Source organism: Yersinia sp. 2466 StPb PI (assembly GCF_041538325.1).
Taxonomy (GTDB): Bacteria; Pseudomonadota; Gammaproteobacteria; order Enterobacterales; family Enterobacteriaceae; genus Yersinia; species Yersinia enterocolitica_E.
This window is the reverse complement of the sequence record NZ_JAULSL010000001.1, coordinates 3,066,794-3,083,680: the sequence shown is the minus strand read 5'-3', so window position 1 is coordinate 3,083,680 and position 16,887 is coordinate 3,066,794. Positions and strand designations below refer to the sequence as shown.

Below are 16,887 nucleotides of genomic sequence, written 5' to 3'. Positions count from 1 at the left end.
ACAAATTTAGCGCACGACTTCACCCCCTATTCTGGAGGAGTTAACGGATGTTCACCCATCGTAAAAAGTGGTTATCGGGTGTTGCTGCTGGCTTATTAATGGCCGCGTCCGTCTCAGCATCTGCTGAGGAAAAAACACTGCACGTTTACAACTGGTCCGATTATATCGCACCCGATACGCTGGCTAATTTCCAAAAGGAAACCGGCATTAAGGTTGTCTATGATGTGTTTGACTCCAACGAGGTGTTGGAAGGTAAGTTGATGGCCGGGAGTACCGGGTTTGATTTAGTGGTGCCATCAGCCAGTTTCCTTGAGCGCCAATTGTCTGCGGGTGTCTTTAAGCCGTTAGATAAAAGTAAGCTACCTAATTATAAAAATCTCGATCCTGAGTTGTTGGCGCTGGTCAGCAAACACGACCCAGAAAATAAATATGCTATTCCTTATTTGTGGGCGACAACAGGTATCGGCTATAACGTCGAGAAAGTGAAAGCTGCTCTGGGGAAAGATGCGCCAGTAAACAGTTGGGATCTGGTGCTGAAACCTGAAAATCTTGAGAAGTTGAAAAGTTGCGGTGTCTCTTTCCTGGATGCACCAAGTGAGATCTTTGCAACTGTACTCAATTACTTAGGTAAAGACCCAAACAGTATTCAGGCGACCGACTACACCGGTCCTGCCACTGAATTGTTGCTGAAACTGCGGCCGAACATCCGTTACTTCCACTCTTCACAATATATTAATGATCTGGCAAATGGTGACATCTGCGTCGCTGTCGGTTGGGCCGGTGACATCATGCAGGCGTCTAATCGGGCCAAAGAAGCGAAAAATGGCGTGAATGTGGCCTACAGCATTCCGAAGGAAGGCGCATTAGCCTTCTTTGATGTGTTTGCGATGCCATCTGATGCTAAAAATCAGGATGAAGCCTATCAGTTCCTGAATTACCTGATGCGCCCTGATGTGATTGCTAATATCAGTAATCATGTGTTCTATGCCAACGCCAACAAAGCGGCAACGCCATTGGTAAATGCAGAAGTACGTGATAACCCTGGTATTTATCCGCCAGCGGATGTGCGCGCCAAAATGTTCACGCTGAAAGTACAAGACCCGAAAATTGATCGTGTGATCACCCGGGCTTGGACAAAAGTGAAAAGTGGTAAATAACCCATTGGTGTGAATCAGTAGCTTGCGTTCAACGCGTGGCTGATATCACATTGATGGAAAGTGAAATGAACGAGGGTAGGGGCAGGGAGTTTATCTTCCTGTTCCTGTTTTTTATTGTGCCGCACCTTAAATGCGGCCTGTTCTGCTTTTACGGAGAGCACGCTGAGTGAATGATGTAATTCCCCGCCCGCAGCCAAAATCCCAGAAGGTGTTTACACCCTTGTTGGAGATCCGCAACTTAACCAAGTCATTTGATGGTCAGGCCGCGGTAGATGACGTCAATCTGACTATCTACAAAGGTGAGATTTTTGCGCTGTTAGGGGCTTCAGGCTGTGGTAAATCCACCCTGTTGCGGATGCTGGCCGGTTTTGAGCAGCCGACTCAGGGGCAGATAGTGCTCGATGGGCAGGACTTGTCTCATGTGCCGCCGTATCAGCGCCCGATCAATATGATGTTCCAGTCTTATGCGTTATTTCCCCATATGACGGTTGAGCAAAATATCGCGTTTGGCTTGAAGCAAGACAAGTTACCTGCTGATGAGATCAAAAGCCGCGTCGCAGAGATGCTGACATTGGTGCACATGCAAGAGTTTGCTAAGCGTAAACCACACCAACTCTCTGGCGGGCAGCGTCAGCGCGTGGCTCTGGCCCGTAGTTTGGCCAAACGGCCAAAACTGCTGTTGCTGGATGAACCCATGGGGGCGTTGGATAAAAAGCTGCGTGATCGGATGCAACTGGAAGTTGTTGATATCCTGGAGCGGGTGGGGGCGACCTGTGTGATGGTTACCCATGACCAGGAAGAAGCGATGACGATGGCCGGGCGCATCGCCATTATGAACCGTGGCAAGTTTGTGCAAATTGGCGAACCGGAAGAGATTTATGAACATCCGAACAGTAGATTCAGCGCTGAATTTATCGGCTCGGTGAATGTATTTGAGGGAGTACTAAAAGAGCGGCTGGATGATGCATTGGTGATTGACAGCCCCGGTCTGCGCCATCCATTGAAAGTGGATTCTGATGCCTCGGTGGTAGACGGTGTCCCGGTATTTGTGGCTCTGCGCCCGGAAAAAGTGATGTTGTGTGAACAAGTGCCAGAAGATGGCTGCAACTTCGCGGTCGGTGAAGTGGTACACATTGCTTATCTGGGGGATTTATCCATTTATCATGTGAAGTTACACAGCGGGCAGATGCTGAGTGCACAGCTACAAAATGGTCATCGCTACCGTAAAGGGATGCCAACATGGGGCGATGAAGTGCAATTATGTTGGGATGCTGACAGTTGCGTGGTTTTGGGTAATTAAGAGCCTTGGGGAGTTAATATCGTGATGTCTAAATCTACCCGTGGGGCAGCAGAACCACCGACCCGTACTGTCGGGCCGATTAAGGCTTTTGTCCAGCGTTACCAAATGGCGCATGGCCGTAAACTGGTTATTGCCATGCCTTATTTGTGGCTATTTCTGTTGTTTATGTTGCCGTTCCTGATTGTATTCAAAATCAGTCTGGCCGAGATGGCGCGCGCCGTACCCCCTTATACCGATCTGGTTACCTGGCTGGACGGCAAGTTGGATATCTCGCTCAATCTTGGTAACTATCTGCAACTGCTCGATGATCCGCTGTATATCGATGCTTACCTGCAATCATTGCAAGTGGCTGCGGTGTCGACGCTATGCTGCCTGATTATCGGCTATCCATTGGCTTGGGCGATTGCACACAGTAAATCATCCACTCGTAATATCTTATTGCTGTTGGTGATTTTACCTTCATGGACCTCATTCCTCATTCGGGTTTATGCCTGGATGGGTATTCTGAAAAACAATGGAATCTTGAATAATTTCCTGATGTGGGCCGGGATTATTGATCAACCGCTGATTATTCTGCACACCAATCTGGCGGTATACATTGGTGTGGTCTATTCCTATCTGCCATTCATGGTACTGCCAATCTATACTGCGCTGACCCGACTGGATTATTCGTTGGTGGAGGCGGCGCTGGATCTGGGGGCCAAGCCATTTAAGACCTTTATCAGTGTCATTGTGCCATTGACCAAAGGTGGCATTGTTGCCGGTTCCATGTTGGTGTTTATCCCTGCGGTGGGTGAGTTTGTTATCCCTGAACTGCTCGGTGGGCCGGACAGCATTATGATTGGTCGTATTTTGTGGCAAGAGTTCTTTAACAATCGCGATTGGCCGGTTGCCTCGGCGGTTGCGACGGTGATGTTAGTGCTGCTGATTGTGCCGATACTCTGGTTCCACAAGCATCAGAATAAAGAGATAGGAGGCCCGGTATGAATAACCTACCGGAAGTACGTTCGGTCTGGCGTCGGGTGATCCTTATTGTCGGTTATACCTTCTTGTATGCGCCGATGTTGATGCTGGTTATCTACTCATTTAACAGCTCTAAACTGGTAACCGTATGGGCGGGGTGGTCAACCCGTTGGTATACAGAGCTATTTAATGATTCAGCGATGATATCTGCCGTTGGCCTGAGTCTGACTATTGCCGCCGCCTCCGCCACGATGGCGGTGGTTCTGGGGACAATAGCCGCGGTGGTGATGGTGCGTTTTGGCCGTTTTCGCGGTGCAACCGGTTTTGCTTTTATGCTGACAGCGCCGTTGGTGATGCCCGATGTGATTACCGGTTTATCATTGCTACTGCTGTTTGTTGCTATGGGGCATGCTATCGGTTGGCCAGCAGAGCGTGGCATGTTCACCATCTGGCTGGCGCACGTCACCTTCTGTACTGCCTATGTGACGGTAGTGATAAGTTCTCGTCTGCGTGAGCTGGACCGTTCTATTGAAGAAGCCGCCATGGATTTGGGGGCCACACCACTGAAAGTGTTCTTCGTGATTACCGTGCCGATGATTGCACCGGCATTAATCTCCGGCTGGTTATTGGCCTTTACTTTATCGCTGGACGATTTAGTGATTGCCAGCTTTGTTGCCGGCCCAGGGGCGACAACCTTGCCGATGCTGGTCTTTTCTAGTGTGCGGATGGGGGTTAATCCAGAGATTAATGCCCTTGCCACACTTATCTTGCTGGTGGTTGGGATAATCGGTTTAATCGCGTGGTGGTTTATGTCCCGTTCGGAAAAGCAGCGGTTGCGTGAATTACGAAAAGCTGCCCGTAGCTGATTGCCGTTAAAACTGTTAGGCTTCATTCTGCTTTAACGCCGCTGACCAGCGGCGTTATTGTCAGGGATAACATTAGGTTGCAGCAACCGGACTGAGGGCAGATAGGGCGACATGAGAAAACTATTTTCATCCTTAGCATTTTCATCCTCTGCAACGACGCCAGTACCGGTCCTCATCGCCGGTACTGCCATTATTGCTACCCGTATCCTCGGCGTATTATTATTGGTTGCGACTCTGGGGTGGGTGGGTACCGGTGAATTTATCAGTGAAAGTCTGCAAAGCTGGGATTTTGGCCTGATCTTCTTGGCCAGTGTGGTGCTATTGCTGTTAGAGATTGTCTGCGGCGCTGCGGTGTGTTATCGCAAGAACTGGGCGCGTTGGTGCTATTTGGCGTGTCAGATTATCGCGAGTGTTTATTTGTTGATGGTGTCACTGGACTGGTTGTATTTAGATGTTTTTCGGGTTGAAGGTGATACCGGCAGCGAAATTCTACATAGCCTACTGTTACAGAAGATCCCTGATGTGGTGATTATCGGTTTGCTGTTTTTCCCCTGGTACCGCTATTTCCCTCAGTCAAAATGAGTGTTTAGCGCGGCACAATGCTACAATTCGCCTCATCAACAGCCTCGGCTGCAAATTATTCAACTTCTCAGATTATAACGGTCAATATTAATGCATTGCGCACAGTATACGGCGGGTCGCTGTCGTTCCTGCCAGTGGCTGGATAAACCCTATCCACAACAACTGGCTGACAAACAACATCATTTGGAGAGTCTGCTAGCTGGTCACCCTGTGGTTCAGTGGTTAGCGCCGGTTTTCGGGCGTGAGAACGCTTTTCGTAATAAAGCGAAAATGGTGGTCAGTGGTAGTGTTGAACGGCCGCTATTAGGGATGTTGCATCGTGACGGTACCCCGGTCGATTTATCTGACTGTCCACTCTACCCGGCCAGTTTTGCCCCGGTCTTTACCGTGCTGAAAACGTTTATAGCCCGCGCCGGTCTCACACCCTATAACGTTGCACGTAAACGCGGCGAGCTTAAATTCCTGTTATTGACTGAAAGTACTTATAGCGGTGAGTTAATGCTGCGCTTTGTACTGCGTTCTGAAACCAAGCTGGCGCAATTACGCGCAGCACTGCCATGGTTACAGCAGCAATTGCCTCAACTGGCTGTTATCTCGGCTAATATTCAGCCAGTGCATATGGCAATCTTGGAAGGGGAGCAAGAAGTCCCGTTAACTGAACAGCAGGCGCTGCCCGAACTGTTTAATCAGGTGCCGCTGTTTATCCGGCCACAAAGTTTTTTCCAGACCAATCCTCAGGTTGCCGCCTCACTGTATGCCACGGCACGGCAATGGGTGCGGGAGCTGGATATCAGCAGTATGTGGGATCTGTTTTGCGGAGTAGGTGGTTTTGGTTTGCATTGTGCCAGCACCGAGACGCAACTCACCGGTATTGAAATCAACGCGGAAGCCATCGCCTGCGCACGCCAATCGGCGCAGCAGTTGGGATTAAAGAATGTCAGTTTTGCTGCACTGGATTCCACCCGTTTCGCCACCGCAGAAACGCAAGTGCCGCAGTTGGTATTGGTTAACCCCCCACGGCGTGGCATTGGTGCTGAACTGTGTGACTATCTTGCTCAGATGGCACCTGAATTCATACTCTATTCAAGCTGTAATGCGCAGACAATGGCGAAAGATATCAGCCTATTAGCCGATTACCATATTGAGCGGGTGCAGTTGTTTGATATGTTTCCGCATACCGCCCACTATGAAGTTCTAATCTTACTTACCCTGCGGCCTTGAAGTTGTAGGGTTGTTAGCTACCTTCATTCACCCGAATCACTTACTTGAGTAAGCTCATCGGGATGCGTTCGTTTGCCGCCTACCTACAACTGCAATGACTTTGGGGAAGTTATTAAATCAGTTTGGAAACCACTTATCATTGATAGCTTTATATGTCCCATCGGCTTTCACTGCATCAATGGCTTTATTCAACTTCTCCAACAATGCGGTATTCTCCGGGCGTACCGCAATGCCAAGGCCAGTGCCGAAGTATTGTGGGTCGGTCACATGTTCGCCAACTGATGCCAGGTTCGGGTTGGTTTTCAGCCACTCATTCACTACCGCAGTATCACCAAACACCCCATCAATACGGCCATTTTTCAGGTCAATGATGGCATTCTGGTAGCTGTCATAAGCCACCGTCTGAATTTCAGGATGTTTGTCCTGCAAATACTTCTGATGAGTGGTGCCATTTTCCATCCCGATTTTCTTGCCTTTCAGATCGGCAAAAGAACTGAATTTACCTTTTGGTGCAATCACAATGGCGGAGTTTGCATAGTAAGGTTGGGTGAACGCGACCTGCTTGCTACGCTCAGGGGTAATATCCATGCCAGAAATGACGGCATCATAACGTTTGAATTTCAGCGCTGGGATAAGACTATCAAAAGCCTGATTGGTGAAGGTACAGTTGGCCTCCATTTGTTTACACAACGCTTTTGCCAGATCCATATCGAAGCCGACGATTTCGTTATTGGCATCCATTGATTCAAATGGCGGATAGGTGGCTGAGGCAGCAAAACGAATAGTTTCTGCGGCAGTCGCGCTGAAAACCATACCACTTAGTAGGGTTGCCAATAGTAACTTTTTCATGCTTAAACTCCTGTCTGAATTTTTTAAATAAAATGAGCTATTAGTTATTGATTTTATTATAACTGGTGGTTTTTCATCACGTTCTATTCGGATAAATTATGGTATTTACATTGCCACTTTATGAATTTATATGCAAGTAATGTGATTAAAAATTTAATTTTATTTTAATCACTGGAAGGACAGGACAGGCGAGAGGTTTGGGTTTGGTTGACAGCAAATCGGATCTAGTTTCGGTTGATAATCGTTTGTGATCAAGTTCGGTTGACATGAGTGCGGTGATCACCTCGCCATGTGGTGCCTCAACCGCCAAGGGGGTTACAAGCGCGTAACCCCTTGGAACCCCTGCGCTTGCGCACGTATCGCCAGCCTGCTTCGCAGGTGCCCTCGGCTCATCATTTCGGCTAGCGGACGGCTTTATTATGGCCTCTTTGAGGCTAGCCTCCGGGCCAACGCAAGCGTTGTTCAAAACTGCTTCGCAGTGTTGTCGCGTCCCTGCTCATGACGCCTCAACCCGCCGTCCATGGCGGATTTCCCTTACTCCACTCTTCACTCGGCTGCTCAAATGTGCTTTTAAACATCAAAACCTAAAAACCATGGTTTTGAATTGGCTTTTGACGTTGAGCGCAATCAGGAATGTTGCCGACCAGGAGGGAGGGTAGAGTGAGCGGGCATGGACAAATCTGCCGGGAGCACATTTGAACGCTGCTAGCAGCGGCCCCGAAGGGGTGAGTTCCAGGGATGGGACAAATTACCCCCGCGAAAAGCGCGCTTGAGCAGGGATGCGAATCGCGCTGGCTCGTTAGCCCGAAAGACGCAGGAGGTTTACCCACAGGGCAATATTTAGCGCAAGCGCGGGATTGCATAAGGGGCCACGCTTATGGCCCCTTTGCCGGTTGGTTCATTGGAGGTCAGGTGAGCTGTGAAGCCCTAACAACCGAATATGATAACTAAACAGCTAACAACCAAATTGGTCACAAAATCAAAAGAATAATCTTAATTGCGCCGCTCAAACGCCAGTGCTCTGCGTTCCACCAATCTCATCAGCAACGTCAGCAAACCATTCACGCACAGATAGACAATCCCGGCGGCACCAAACACCATCACGTCATAGGTACGGCCATACATCAGTTGGCTATAGCCCATAACTTCCATCAATGTGATGGTATAAGCCAATGAGGTACTTTTGAATACCAAGACCACTTCATTGGAATAGGATGATAATGCGCGCTTAAAGGCAAATGGCAGTAGGATGCGTAACGATTGGGCTTTTGACATCCCCAATGCTTCGCAAGATTGCCACTGACCCGATGGAATTGCCCTAACTGCACCGTAGAACAGTTGCGTAGTATAGGCCGCACTGTTCAATGCCAACGCAATCATTGCGCACAACCAAGGTTGCGACAATAAGCTCCATAACCACGGATATTCACGGATAGCGGGGAATTGACCTGGACCGTAATAGATCAAAAAGATCTGCACCAGCAGCGGGGTGCCGGTGAACAGTGTGATATAAATTTTAACCAGTGGCGTGATAATCGGTGTTTTTAGCGTTAACACAATGGTAAACAGCAGCGACAACACCAGTGCCACCAACAGTGATGCAATCGTCAACGTCAGGCTGGTATGCAGCCCTTTAAGGATCTCGGGTAAATATTCCAGCATCAGGATGGGCTCCGTTCAAAACGAGTGGTACGGAGTTCAATCCATTTGAGCACATACTGGCTCAGCAGAGTCACCACCAAGTAGATTGCCGCTGCAATTACATACCAAGTGAAAGGTTCCTGGGTCCGGGTTGCAATACTTTTGGTTTGTAGCATCAGGTCATTGACGCTGATAAGTGACACTAACGCCGTGTCTTTCAGCAGCACTAACCACTGATTGCCCAAGCCTGGCAATGCATGACGCCACATCTGCGGCATGATCAAACGGAAGAAGATGGCCGCCTGACTCAAACCCAATGCCTGACCGGACTCCCACTGCCCGATAGGCACTGCTTTCAGTGCGCCGCGTAAGGTTTGCGAGGCGTAAGCAGAATAGAGCAGGGCGAGTGCGATAACACCGCACAAGAACGGACTCACCTCAAAATTATCGATATTGAGCTTAATGGGTAGCTCAAACAGATAAAGATTCAGGGTAAAACCGTCCGACAGCATCATCAACAACTGGGAGGAGCCGAAATAGATAAACAGGACCACCAGAATCTCCGGTAGCCCACGCAAAATGGTGACCCAGCCGGTAGTCAGGTAGCTGACCACTTTCACCCGTGATGATTCACAGACGGCAAACAGCATCGCCAGAACCAGACCGAGGGCCAGTGCACAAACGGCAAGGCCGACGGTCATACCGGCGGCGCTTGCTAAAGGTTGAAATTCATTCATGGGTGTTTAGATTACTGCTGGAACCATTTTTTATAAATTGTCTGATAGGTGCCATCTGCTTTAACTTTCGCCAGTGCAGCATCTAACTTACCCTGTAACTCGGTGTTGTTCTGACGCACTGCGATACCTAAACCGGTACCGAAATAGTCAGCGTCAGTCACTTTGTCACCCACCGCAGCGAGTTGGTTATTCTGCTTCAACCACTCGTTGACGACCGCAGTGTCGCCAAATACTGCGTCCAGACGGCCATTTTTCAAATCAAGAATAGCATTCTGATAGCTGTCATAAGGTACGGCGGTAATTTCAGGGTGTTTTTCCATCAGGTATTTCTGATGGGTAGAACCATTCTGCATCCCGACTCGTTTGCCTTTCAGGGCCGCCAAATCAGCCACTTTACCTTTCTCAGCGATAAACAGTGCGGAGTTATCGTAATAAGGTTTAGTAAAGGCTACTTGTTTTTGGCGCTCAGGGGTAATGTCCATACCTGAAATCACCGCATCAAAACGTTTGAATTTCAGGCTTGGGATCAAGCTGTCAAAGGCTTGGTTGGTAAAGGTACATTCGGCTTGCATCTCTTTACACAGCGCATTAGCCAGATCGATATCGAAGCCCTGCATTTTATTATTAGCATCAATAAATTCGAATGGCGGGTAAGTGGCTTCAGCCGCGAAACGGATAGTTTCCGCGGCAGAGGCGGACAGACTGATACTGGCAAGGACGGCCGCTATTATTAATTTTTTCATCGCAAATTCCCAAATAGATATCAATGTGACAGATAGCTGGCAAAAGCTTCGGTTGTTGGTTGTGTAAAGTGGCTGGCATCACCTTGTTCCACCACATGACCGTTTTCCATGTAGACCACACGGCTGGCCGTTTTGCGGGCCACTTCTACCTCATGGGTAACAATCACCTGAGTGATGCCGGTGCCGGCCAATTCACGGATGATACTGACGATTTGTGCGGTAATTTCCGGGTCAAGTGCCGCTGTGGGTTCGTCAAACAGCAAAACTTGCGGCTCCATCATCAACGCGCGGGCAATCGCCACTCGCTGTTGTTGGCCACCAGAAAGGTGCAGGGGGAAGCGGTCAGCAAAATCAGTCAAACGCAACCGTGACAGCAGCTTCTGCGCCCGTGCCATGGCTTCATCTTTTGATAGACCCAGCACACGGCAAGGGGCTTCAATCAGGTTTTGTACCACTGACAGATGTGGCCAAAGATTATATTGCTGAAACACCATACCCACATTTTGGCGCAATTCGCGAATCGCTTTTGTACCGGGAGCCTGAGTAAAGTCGAAGTGATTACCGGCGATCTGCAAAGTCCCTGAACGGGGCATTTCCAACAGATTGAGTACGCGCAGTAATGAGCTTTTACCTGCACCGCTTGGCCCTAATAGCACTAAGGTCTCGCCGGCCGGGCAGTCTAATGTAATGTCGAACAGCGCCTGATGTACGCCGTAATAACAGTTAATTCCGTTAAGTTGAATACTCATGCGCCAAATCTGAATAGCCAATGATGCGGTGAATGGTAACTTCCGCGGCATACTTATGCAATCTTTGTGCGTTAAAATTTATTAATAACCAGAATAAACCCAGCAAAACAGCATAACATTTGGATTTGACTGATATCCGAGGGAATTTGTCACGCGATGCATAAATCTGACAGAGCTATCCCCGTTATCTTTCAAATTGCAGGGATGTTGGCTGCTCTCGCCAACCCGAATCACTTACCAGTGTAAGCTCATCGGGATGCACTCTTTTGCCGCCTACCTGCAATCCGAAATCTATAGGGGATACTCATTTTCTTTCAAATTGCAGGGGTGTTGACTGTTCTCGCTAACCCGAATCACTTACCAGTGTAAGCTCATCGGGATGCACTCTTTTGCCGCCTACCTGCAATCCGAAATCTATAGGGGATACTCATTTTCTTTCAAATTGCAGGGGTGTTGGCTGCTCTCGCTAACCCGAATCACTTACCGGTGTAAGCTCATCGGGATGCACTCCTTTGCCGCCTACCTGCAATCCGAAATCTATAGGGGATACTCATTTTCTTTCAAATTGCAGGGGTGTTGGTGGCATTTTGGGCTGGTTAGTGATCACCCAGTAGCTGCCGCAAGCTCCCTGCCGGTGCAGATACCCCCATAAAACGGATATCGTCGACAACCCAGCATGTCCCTTCACGTATCATCAGCACTTCGTCTTGCCACATCACCGATTGGCCACCTGCAGTTTGATGCGTCAAATTAACCCGCAGCGGAATATTTCTGGCATCGGTATTGGGAATGGTTGAGGCACTGGCAACGTCGGCACTGGTACTCCCTTCCCGCAGGCTGGTGAAAATATCGCCGTTTATGGTTTGAGTTTTATTCACCTGGGTCGTAGTGCGGTTGCCAGTCTGTTTTCTGGCAATCTGAATTTGCTCGTACAACGCCTGACTCAAATAAGGGCGAAATTGGGCCGAGAGATTATCATCAGGCAAGCCACTTTGATGACCAATTTGTTGCACGCGGAGGTCATAGAATTTTTGCGCTACGGTATCCGGCCCACCTTCAACACAAGGTGCAGTACGGCTGCTGATATCCTTATAAGCGGGATCAACGGTGCTGGTACAGGCGCTAAGTAGAATGGCAAGAGGAAGAACAACGGCAATATTTTTCTTTTTCATATGATGACCTTAGGTGAAAGAATCTGTTATGAAAGTTATTTCAGTATATACCCAAAGTCATCAGAGTTGCAGTTGGTCAGTAAATCAACCATTTCCACCAATTTTTACCTAGGGTGCTGTTTTACTTAGCGCATAACTTACCGTGCTCTTTCAGCCAGCGGGCGGTACGGATAATCCCTTCGTCCAGTGAGACAATGGGCCGATAGCCTAATTCTTCTTCAGCTCGGTGGGTATCCAACGTTAGATCAAAATTGAGCTTAGCGACGCCATAATGTGTCAGCACCGGCTCTTTTTCTGCTTTATTCCCCAGTTTCTCCATGGCTCTGGCCATGATATCCATCATCGGGTAGGGCACGGAGCGGATACGGCATGTCATATCCAACTCTTCCAGTAAATGTTGCACGATGGTGCGCAACGGGCGGGGCTGCTGATTGGTAATATTATAAGCGCGACCGGACAGCGTGTTCTCACGTTGAGTCGCCAGCCACATCGCATGCACTGCATTTTCCAGGTAAGTCATATCCACCAACGCATTACCGCCACGGGGTAACAGCAAAGTGCCATAATACTTAATCATCTGTAACAGGCGCGGCAGCATCACGGTGTCGTGAGGGCCAAATAACCCCTGCGGACGTAAAATAGTGAAATGGGTTTGTGGATTGGAAAGTGCTAATTGTTTGATAACCTCTTCACCGGCAGCTTTACTGCGGGCGAACTCGTTAGCAAAACGTGCCGGGCGGAAGTCCTCCTGAATATTTCGATGGTGGTGATAATCGAAATAGATAGCAGGTGAGGAGATATGAATAAAATTCTCCACACCATAGGCTGCGGCCCATTCCCCCAAACGGCGTGTGGCGCGCACATTAGCCAGTTCGAACGCCTGTTCGGTGCCCCAAGGAGAGGTAAAACTAGAGCAATGCCATAGGGTATCGACGTCTGCCAGCATGGCTTTCGCCTGCGAGGAGACCAGGTTTGTCAAATCTGCATGAATAAATTCAGCACCTATTTTTGTCAACAATGCGCCCATCGCCGGATTGTTGCCGGTGGCGATGACTTTAATACCCTGACGACGGAGATATTCAACGGCATTTCGGCCTAACCCACAGGTTGCACCGGTGACCAATACCTTCATAGCGAATTCGGTTCCCACCAAAAATCAGAATGCTAGCGTTTGGAATCATTCGCCCAGCAAATAAGATGCCATTCTTTCGTGAAATGCGGTGCTATGCAATCAGAATCCCCTGCTTACTTGAATTTGCAGCGTTATTAGCTGCAACGCCCATTAAATAGGGGATGCATCACGCCGTTTGATTTAAGGCTCTGATTCGTTGTGCGCGGGTGCGGTAGGTTCACGATCATATTGCTCGGCCAGCGCCGCGATGCGTTTTGCCATTCCACGGAAAATAAACAGGTGTGCTGGCATCATTACAAACCAGTACAGTAAACCGCTAAAACCGGCCGGATGCCACCACGCCCGCACATCAATGCTTCGGCAGCCACCTAAATCCTTGATAGTAAAAGTGAGACGGCCCAGACCCGGCGCTTTCATGCCGAACATCATGGCTAATTGGCGTAATGGTTTGATTGTAATGACTTTCCAACCATCAATCAGGTCGCCTAATGCCAGTGTTTCCCGCTCTGGGCGGCCATATACCACGCCACCACCGGCGATGTCATCCATCCAGGCGCGGATTTTCCATAACGGATTGCCATAAAAATAACCTTCTTTACCGCCGATTTGTTGCACCACGTGCCACAGCGCCTCACTGGAGGCGGTAGTCGATAGCTGGCAACCGGCCTGTTTAGGGTAAAATCCGTAGCCGGGCCGCCAGCGGGCGCGGGCCTCGGGGTCGTAGCCCCAGTCGGCGGAGTCGACCACTTCATCTTCACGGCGCAGTGTCTCTTTGACCGCGTCGTCAAAACTTATCAGCTGTTGTGGGATAAGCGCCTGCAAAGCCTCACCATTGGCTGGTAAATCATGGTTCAATCCGGCAATCAATGCACTGGCAATCGACGTGGGTACCGAGGTGACCAGATTGATGAAATAAACCGAAATAAACCGGGTAGGGAGTGGGATCGGAATCAGCCAACGCCGTTTACCACTGATCGCAATAAAGCGCTCAAACAGGGTCTGATAACTGATGTATTCCGGCCCGGCAACCTCGAAAATTCGGTTATCTTGTGCCGGATGGTTGAGTAATTCAGTCAAATACACCAGCAGGTTATCCAGTGCAACGGGCGAAGATTTAGAACGAACCCAGCGTGGCGGGGTGAGGATGGGCAGGTTATAAACCATATCGCGCATCACTTCAAACGCGGCCGAACCGGGGCCGACGATAATACTGGCGCGCAGTTCGGTGACCGGAATGCCGCTTTGGCGCAGCAGTTCACCGGTTAACTTACGCGCAATCAGATGAGGCGAGCTGTTATCCTCGGGTTGTAATGCACCTAAATAAATAATCTGTTTCACCGTGGGCGATGAGGTTGCGGCGCTGTGTTGTAGCGCCGTTTTCAGATTATTAGCAGCAATACGTTCCTGTTCAATCAAGTCCTGCCCGTCGCCCATACCATGAACCAGATAATAAACGACATCAATATCTTGCAACGCAGCACTGAGGGTGGTTGGCTGATAAAGATCAACGAAGCGACAATCGACTCCCGACCACTGTTGCTCTTTTAACCACTCAATGCGGCGGGCGGCGGCAATAACATGGTGTCCTTGTTGGCTGAGCTTTGGAACCAGGTGCTGGCCGATATAGCCACTGGCACCTAATACCAATATCCGTTGCGGTGTCATGAGCGCTGCTCGGTCAAAAATTCACGCCACAGCGCAACCACTTTCTCCAGATCATGGCGGCTGATATTGAGGTGAGTAATCATTCGAGTTACCGGGCCTGCACTGATCAATATACCGCGTTCACGCATCCAAGGGCCAAGCTTGGCGGCAGCCTCGGCGGATTGCTTAATATACAGTACGTTGGTCTGCGCTCCGGGTGCTGCAATTTCGATATCCAATGCGCGCAGTTGCTGCTCTAGCCATATTGCATTGTCATGGTCATCTTTTAACCGGCTGACATTGTGCTCTAAGGCATACAAGCCTGCCGCGGCCAGAATACCCGCCTGACGCATACCGCCACCGGTCATTTTACGCCAGCGGCGGGCGCGTTGAATATACTCAGCACTGCCGCACAACAGGGAACCCACCGGTGTGCCCAACCCTTTTGAGAGGCAAATCGTCAGGGTATCGCAATACTGGCTGATCTCGTTTAGTGGCACATTTAAGGCGACGGCAGCATTAAAAATACGTGCGCCATCGATATGCAGTGCCAGTTTCTTCTCTCGAGTCAGCGCCCAAGCTTGCTGTAAATAACGAAGAGGCAACACTTTGCCGCTATGGGTATTTTCCAAACTCAACAGCCGGGTCTGAGCAAAATGAATATCATCGGGTTTGATGGCTGCCAACACTTTATCCAGTGGCAGGGTACCGTCATCATTGGCTTCAATAGGTTGTGGCTGAATGCTACCAAGCACTGCCGCGCCACCAGCTTCATACAGATAGTTATGGGCTTTCTGACCGACAATATACTCTTCACCCCGCTGGCAGTGGGTTAATAGTGCCACCAGATTGGCCTGGGTGCCGGTTGGTAGGAACAGTGCCGCTTCCTTACCTGACAGGCTGGCGGCTTTAGCTTCCAAGGCATTAACCGTTGGGTCATCGCCATAGACATCATCACCCACTTCAGCGTTAGCCATCGCATTGCGCATTGCGGTGTCAGGTTGAGTTACTGTGTCACTACGTAAATCGATCAGCATAATTTTCTCGCGGTCAGAATAAGAAGATATTCTTCATCATAGCCAGATTGATAAAACAAGAAAGGAGTGAAAGGTATTATTTAGCTATTTGGTGAGTAATATTTATCGTGATAACTGATAATTAATTCGAATTGGCATTATTGGCTGATTTATTAGGATTTTTCTCGCTGGGCATAGACCAAACACGAAGATGTATTAATTTCCTCCAGGCATTTGCCTTGTTTATCGGTAAAAAACCGCGTTTCCAGTTCGTGGGCATCAGCCTTATCCAATAATATGAAACCGTATTGCTCCAGCAAGGTATCTATGCCGCGGGTAGTGATACCAAACGTCCACTCTTCGCCAATACTGCGCACACGTTCAACACTCTCTTTTGCGCCATATTCCGGGTTGTGCTGGGGTAAGCCTTCTTCGTCGGTTAATACCGAGAGTTCCGTCAACAGATGAGCGTAAACAAAGTCGCAGATAATTTGGCTACCTTCATTGCAGTAGTCACTTATGGCACTAAACAGTGTTCTTACCTGTTCTGGCTCGAGGTACATCAATAACCCCTCCAGCAGAAACAGGCATTTTTCACCCGCCTGTAACGGGATATCCGCCAGAATGTCCGCCAGACTTTGCAGATTAAAATCAAGGGGTAAAAAAGTTAGATTGGTAGGTGGGGTGATATCGCACTCACGGAGTTTCTCTATTTTAGATTGTTGCATGGCTGGATGGTCTATCTCATAAACCCGGCTATGTTGCAGTGCGTGATAGAAACGAATTGCTCTTGAATCAAAGCCCGCACCCAGAATAAATATTTTACTAAATCGACCCGCGGTTTTCTTAAATAGATCATCGATATACAAGGTTCTGGCGACAATATAAGGGTAAATTCCTGCCGGGGTAGCGATATGTAAACTATCATCGCCCAATAGAAAGGTTTTCTGCATCATAGAAAAGAATGAATGGAAGGTCTGGCTTAGAATAACCGCCACGTAATCATCACTTTTAAAATAAGGCCGTTTATCACCGTATGACTTTGCCCGCAGTAAACAGGTTAATTCAGCCGTAGCCGAAGTCCCTGATTTGGCTCTCTTTGACATAATGACACC

At 49.0% G+C, this 16,887-nt stretch carries 16 protein-coding genes; 6 read left to right on the top strand and 10 right to left on the bottom strand.

All coding sequences use genetic code 11. The annotated features are described in order from the left end of the window. Positions 1-47 precede the first annotated feature (47 nt). The 6 genes from potF (at position 48) to rlmC (ending at position 6,089) form a co-directional block, all read left to right on the top strand. Positions 48-1,157 carry a spermidine/putrescine ABC transporter substrate-binding protein PotF gene (gene potF, locus Q2T72_RS13950; protein ID WP_083158400.1) on the top strand — a complete coding sequence of 370 codons (1,110 nt, stop codon included), beginning with the start codon at positions 48-50 and terminating at the stop codon, positions 1,155-1,157. A gap of 166 nt (positions 1,158-1,323) precedes the next feature. Continuing rightward, positions 1,324-2,457 (top strand): putrescine ABC transporter ATP-binding subunit PotG, encoded by a 1,134-nt coding sequence (gene potG, locus Q2T72_RS13945; RefSeq protein WP_083158401.1) that lies wholly within the window; start codon positions 1,324-1,326, stop codon positions 2,455-2,457. A 24-nt stretch (positions 2,458-2,481) separates the two neighbouring features. After that, on the top strand, positions 2,482-3,444 hold the full coding sequence (gene potH / locus Q2T72_RS13940; RefSeq protein ID WP_372569332.1) for a putrescine ABC transporter permease PotH: 963 nt from the start codon (positions 2,482-2,484) through the stop codon (positions 3,442-3,444). Then, complete coding sequence (gene potI, locus Q2T72_RS13935) at positions 3,441-4,286, top strand: putrescine ABC transporter permease PotI (protein ID WP_372569331.1); 846 nt, start codon at positions 3,441-3,443, stop codon at positions 4,284-4,286. The genes potH and potI overlap by 4 nt, the downstream gene beginning before the upstream one ends. A 111-nt stretch (positions 4,287-4,397) precedes the next feature. Further along, positions 4,398-4,868: a YbjO family protein gene (locus tag Q2T72_RS13930; protein ID WP_083158403.1), complete on the top strand. Its 471-nt coding sequence runs from the start codon at positions 4,398-4,400 to the stop codon at positions 4,866-4,868. A gap of 90 nt (positions 4,869-4,958) precedes the next feature. Next, complete coding sequence (rlmC, locus tag Q2T72_RS13925) at positions 4,959-6,089, top strand: 23S rRNA (uracil(747)-C(5))-methyltransferase RlmC (RefSeq protein WP_372569330.1); 1,131 nt, start codon at positions 4,959-4,961, stop codon at positions 6,087-6,089. Positions 6,090-6,206: 117 nt separating this feature from the next. On the opposite strand, the gene artJ (Q2T72_RS13920) is transcribed toward rlmC, so the two are convergent. The 10 genes from artJ (Q2T72_RS13920) to Q2T72_RS13875 form a co-directional block, all read right to left on the bottom strand. Then, positions 6,207-6,938: an arginine ABC transporter substrate-binding protein gene (gene artJ / locus Q2T72_RS13920; protein WP_083158405.1), complete on the bottom strand. Its 732-nt coding sequence runs from the start codon at positions 6,936-6,938 to the stop codon at positions 6,207-6,209. Between the two features lie 993 nt (positions 6,939-7,931). Continuing rightward, entirely contained in the window at positions 7,932-8,600 is a 669-nt protein-coding gene (gene artM, locus Q2T72_RS13915) for an arginine ABC transporter permease ArtM (protein WP_032899150.1), read from the bottom strand. Continuing rightward, positions 8,600-9,316: an arginine ABC transporter permease ArtQ gene (gene artQ / locus Q2T72_RS13910; protein ID WP_005184781.1), complete on the bottom strand. Its 717-nt coding sequence runs from the start codon at positions 9,314-9,316 to the stop codon at positions 8,600-8,602. Before artQ ends, artM begins: the two co-directional genes overlap by 1 nt. An 11-nt stretch (positions 9,317-9,327) precedes the next feature. Continuing rightward, positions 9,328-10,059 (bottom strand): arginine ABC transporter substrate-binding protein, encoded by a 732-nt coding sequence (artJ, locus tag Q2T72_RS13905; RefSeq protein WP_005184779.1) that lies wholly within the window; start codon positions 10,057-10,059, stop codon positions 9,328-9,330. Between the two features lie 20 nt (positions 10,060-10,079). Further along, positions 10,080-10,808, bottom strand: coding sequence for an arginine ABC transporter ATP-binding protein ArtP (gene artP / locus Q2T72_RS13900; RefSeq protein WP_372569897.1), 729 nt, complete (start codon positions 10,806-10,808; stop codon positions 10,080-10,082). 596 nt (positions 10,809-11,404) lie between these two features. Beyond that, a complete protein-coding gene (locus tag Q2T72_RS13895) occupies positions 11,405-11,980 on the bottom strand; it encodes a lipoprotein (RefSeq protein WP_372569329.1) in 576 nt (191 codons plus the stop codon). Between the two features lie 121 nt (positions 11,981-12,101). Next, a complete protein-coding gene (locus Q2T72_RS13890) occupies positions 12,102-13,112 on the bottom strand; it encodes an NAD(P)-dependent oxidoreductase (protein WP_083158412.1) in 1,011 nt (336 codons plus the stop codon). A gap of 180 nt (positions 13,113-13,292) precedes the next feature. Next, positions 13,293-14,777, bottom strand: a complete 1,485-nt coding sequence (locus Q2T72_RS13885; RefSeq protein WP_372569328.1) for a DUF2867 domain-containing protein — start codon at positions 14,775-14,777, stop codon at positions 13,293-13,295. Next, positions 14,774-15,793, bottom strand: coding sequence for a low-specificity L-threonine aldolase (ltaE, locus tag Q2T72_RS13880; RefSeq protein WP_372569327.1), 1,020 nt, complete (start codon positions 15,791-15,793; stop codon positions 14,774-14,776). The genes Q2T72_RS13885 and ltaE overlap by 4 nt, the downstream gene beginning before the upstream one ends. 152 nt (positions 15,794-15,945) lie before the next feature. Then, positions 15,946-16,878, bottom strand: coding sequence for a class I SAM-dependent methyltransferase (locus Q2T72_RS13875; RefSeq protein WP_372569326.1), 933 nt, complete (start codon positions 16,876-16,878; stop codon positions 15,946-15,948). Positions 16,879-16,887 lie beyond the last annotated feature (9 nt).

Bases quoted from the DNA above. Each gene is read 5' to 3' on its own strand.
- Q2T72_RS13875 (WP_372569326.1), bottom strand. From the start codon at position 16,878: ATGTCAAAGAGAGCCAAATCAGGGACTTCGGCTACGGCTGAATTAACC.
- rlmC (WP_372569330.1), top strand. From the start codon at position 4,959: ATGCATTGCGCACAGTATACGGCGGGTCGCTGTCGTTCCTGCCAGTGG.
- Q2T72_RS13890 (WP_083158412.1), bottom strand. From the start codon at position 13,112: ATGAAGGTATTGGTCACCGGTGCAACCTGTGGGTTAGGCCGAAATGCC.
- artP (WP_372569897.1), bottom strand. From the start codon at position 10,808: ATGAGTATTCAACTTAACGGAATTAACTGTTATTACGGCGTACATCAG.
- potF (WP_083158400.1), top strand. From the start codon at position 48: ATGTTCACCCATCGTAAAAAGTGGTTATCGGGTGTTGCTGCTGGCTTA.
- Q2T72_RS13930 (WP_083158403.1), top strand. From the start codon at position 4,398: ATGAGAAAACTATTTTCATCCTTAGCATTTTCATCCTCTGCAACGACG.
- potI (WP_372569331.1), top strand. From the start codon at position 3,441: ATGAATAACCTACCGGAAGTACGTTCGGTCTGGCGTCGGGTGATCCTT.
- ltaE (WP_372569327.1), bottom strand. From the start codon at position 15,793: ATGCTGATCGATTTACGTAGTGACACAGTAACTCAACCTGACACCGCA.
- Q2T72_RS13885 (WP_372569328.1), bottom strand. From the start codon at position 14,777: ATGACACCGCAACGGATATTGGTATTAGGTGCCAGTGGCTATATCGGC.
- artM (WP_032899150.1), bottom strand. From the start codon at position 8,600: ATGCTGGAATATTTACCCGAGATCCTTAAAGGGCTGCATACCAGCCTG.
- Q2T72_RS13895 (WP_372569329.1), bottom strand. From the start codon at position 11,980: ATGAAAAAGAAAAATATTGCCGTTGTTCTTCCTCTTGCCATTCTACTT.
- artJ (WP_083158405.1), bottom strand. From the start codon at position 6,938: ATGAAAAAGTTACTATTGGCAACCCTACTAAGTGGTATGGTTTTCAGC.
- potH (WP_372569332.1), top strand. From the start codon at position 2,482: ATGTCTAAATCTACCCGTGGGGCAGCAGAACCACCGACCCGTACTGTC.
- artJ (WP_005184779.1), bottom strand. From the start codon at position 10,059: ATGAAAAAATTAATAATAGCGGCCGTCCTTGCCAGTATCAGTCTGTCC.
- artQ (WP_005184781.1), bottom strand. From the start codon at position 9,316: ATGAATGAATTTCAACCTTTAGCAAGCGCCGCCGGTATGACCGTCGGC.